This is a genomic window from Oscillibacter sp. CU971, from assembly GCF_905219725.1.
In the GTDB taxonomy this organism is placed as follows: domain Bacteria; phylum Bacillota; class Clostridia; order Oscillospirales; family Oscillospiraceae; genus Oscillibacter.
Map to the genome: position 1 here is coordinate 1 of NZ_CAJMXG010000346.1, position 2,546 is coordinate 2,546.

Below are 2,546 nucleotides of genomic sequence, written 5' to 3' on the forward strand. Positions count from 1 at the left end.
TCGGTATCCCTACGCTGATTTTCCAACNTCTGACTAGCCTTTCCATCAGCATGATAAACAGTGCTGCCAAAGAGTACGGAGGCTCCGTACTGGCCGCAATGGGGCCGGTCACAAAAATTATGTCCATGGGGACGCTGATTGTCTTTGGCTTTTTGAAAGGATTTCAGCCAATCGCCGGATTTAGCTATGGAGCAAAAAAGTTTGATCGGCTGTGGGAGGCTATCAAAACTGCTATCCTCTGGTCTACCGCCTTTTGTGTGATTTTTGGTGCTATTGCCGCTGTATTCTCTACGCAGATTGTATCCCTGTTCACAAAGGAAGATGCGGAGATGGTTCGTGTCGGTTCGATTGCTCTACGGGCAAACGGCCTCTCTTTTGCCCTTTTTGGTTTTTATACGGTCTATTCCTTCCTGTTCCTTGTGATGGGAAAAGCCGCAGAGGGCTGCATCCTCGGCGCTTGCCGTCAGGGAATTTGTTTTATCCCCGCTATTCTGATACTTCCAGCGGTTTGGGGATTAAACGGTGTTCTCTACGCGCAGCCGATAGCAGATATTATTTCAGCGATTGTCACTGTAGTTATGGCAGTTCGGCTACACAGAGAATTGCGGATAGCAGAAACCCATGTTTCCGTCTCCACTCCACCCCAGGAGCATTGATAAAATGAGGTGGTGCAAATGAACGCAATACAGAATTGTTCTCACTGGATATGTTGTCCTGCCTGTGGTGGAAAGACCCGAATAAAAGTCTACGAGGATACGATACTTGAAAGATTTCCGCTGTATTGCCCCAAGTGTAAGCAGGAAGTGTTAATCAGTGTCCAACAACTGAATACATCCATCATAGAGCCAGACGCAAAGACGCAGAGCCGGTAACGTTACGGGAACTTCCCCTATAGTTATCGGCTTTGCCTTTGAAAAGTCGTGGCTAAGTCAAATAAGGAGCAACGGCTTTTAAGAAATCAAAAGCCGTCGCTCCTTTTGCGCTGTGGCGGTACATAGGAGCAGCCGCCATGAAACACAAAGCCATTCTACACAACCTAGCAGTCCATGATTTATCAAAAAAAGCCTGTTCCCCGCCTGGGGGAACTGCGGCCACGAAGTTATACTATACGATGTAGGTATAGCAAACTATACAGTGCAAACCGCCCGGTGGGTCTATGACCTGCCGGGCGGTTTTTGTCGTTCCTTGCGGCCCGGAAAATTTTCTTCACTTTTTTCTCTGCGGAAAGCGGTTTTGCGCGCAAAACCTGTGCCGTTGAACGCTCTGTTAGCGGAAAGGGAAAGTACCACTCACCATCCCCCAGCGAAAGGGGGTGAGAAGATGGAACCCAACCCCCGCGACTACGGCGAACGGTGTAGGTTTGACGCCTTTTGCAAGACCGTATTGAAGCATGAGGCTATNGACTACATCCGGGAAATGAAGCGGCGGGCCAGCCGGGAAACGTCCCTGGAGCGGCTGCCGCAAGCGGCGATGGACAAGCTGTGTTCGGCTGATGACTACCCCAGCGATAGCTATGTGTTTTCGTACTGCGGGTACAACCTGCCGATCAGAAGCCATCAGGTGGCCGACGCCTTTGCCGGTCTGCCGGAGCAGGAGCAAAGCATTTTGATTTTGCGCCTGGTGCTGAATTTGACAGACAGCGAGATCGGCGAAGCCCTGGGCCTGTCCCGGAGTGCCGTCCAGCGGCGCAGAACAAAATCGCTGAATGTCCTGCGGACGAAACTGACAGCGAGGAAAGGAGGTTAGCGCCATGAAGCGCCAGAACTACAAGGGCCGTGAGCTGCTGCCGCTGGCGGTGAGCGATGCGGCCCAGGCTGGGGACGCCGATGCTGTGGAGCAGGTCTTGCGATACTATGAGGGCTACATAAACAAGCTCTGCACCCGGACGGTCTATGACGAAAGCGGTTGTCCCCACGCCTGCTTGGACGAGTACATGAAAAGCCGTCTGGAAAATAAACTGATCCACGCCATTCTCGGTGTGAACTGATAACCGGCCCCGGCTGGGGGGGGACAGCTTACCCTTTCCCTATTCCTCCCGCCTGCGGGGCCTTGTCCTGCGTTTTGGAAAGGGGAAATGCCTTTGACGAAAGAACAACCTGAAATCAGAACTGAAACCTGTCAAATCGAACTGCCGCAGGCTATCATAGAAACCTTTGCCCGCTTCCTCGTCCCGGAGATACGGAAATATTATGACAGCGAACAGGGCCAACGGGAGTTTACGGAGTGGCAGGATGCCCAGGGCAAAACGAAGTAAACCGATAAAACAACGGAGGCCAAGGCTTTTATACCTTGACCTCCGCTGTTCGTTTTGACATCAGAGCCACACCATCACGGCAAAGCCGCCTTTGAAATAATAGGTGTTCGTCCAATGTCCAGTTGGTGGGCGGGAATCACCAGTATACGAACACCTCAAGGAAAAAAATCGGGGTTCACCTTATGGTTTTCAATTAAACCATCAAGCATATCAGCGGGGAGGCCCGCCGGATTACCCGGACCGTCAAGAATAGAGAAAATGTTCTGCCGGTTTTCATTGAACTGCGCAGTCT

At 51.7% G+C, this 2,546-nt stretch carries 5 protein-coding genes; all 5 read left to right on the top strand.

Annotated elements, in window-relative coordinates; genetic code table 11:
• The coding region (locus tag JX325_RS15125) for an MATE family efflux transporter (RefSeq protein ID WP_243414123.1) at window positions 1-656 on the top strand (656 nt) is incomplete at its 5' end.
• 18 nt (window positions 657-674) lie between these two features.
• The gene (locus JX325_RS15130; protein ID WP_204791894.1) at window positions 675-872 is read left to right on the top strand and encodes a cysteine-rich KTR domain-containing protein; all 198 of its coding nucleotides are present in this window, start codon (window positions 675-677) and stop codon (window positions 870-872) included.
• A 448-nt stretch (window positions 873-1,320) separates the two neighbouring features.
• Window positions 1,321-1,746 carry an RNA polymerase sigma factor gene (locus JX325_RS15135; RefSeq protein ID WP_204791895.1) on the top strand — a complete coding sequence of 142 codons (426 nt, stop codon included), beginning with the start codon at window positions 1,321-1,323 and terminating at the stop codon, window positions 1,744-1,746.
• A gap of 4 nt (window positions 1,747-1,750) precedes the next feature.
• The gene (locus JX325_RS15140) at window positions 1,751-1,987 is read left to right on the top strand and encodes a helix-turn-helix domain-containing protein (protein WP_204791896.1); all 237 of its coding nucleotides are present in this window, start codon (window positions 1,751-1,753) and stop codon (window positions 1,985-1,987) included.
• 93 nt (window positions 1,988-2,080) lie between these two features.
• Window positions 2,081-2,254: a hypothetical protein gene (locus tag JX325_RS15145; RefSeq protein WP_243414124.1), complete on the top strand. Its 174-nt coding sequence runs from the start codon at window positions 2,081-2,083 to the stop codon at window positions 2,252-2,254.
• Window positions 2,255-2,546 lie beyond the last annotated feature (292 nt).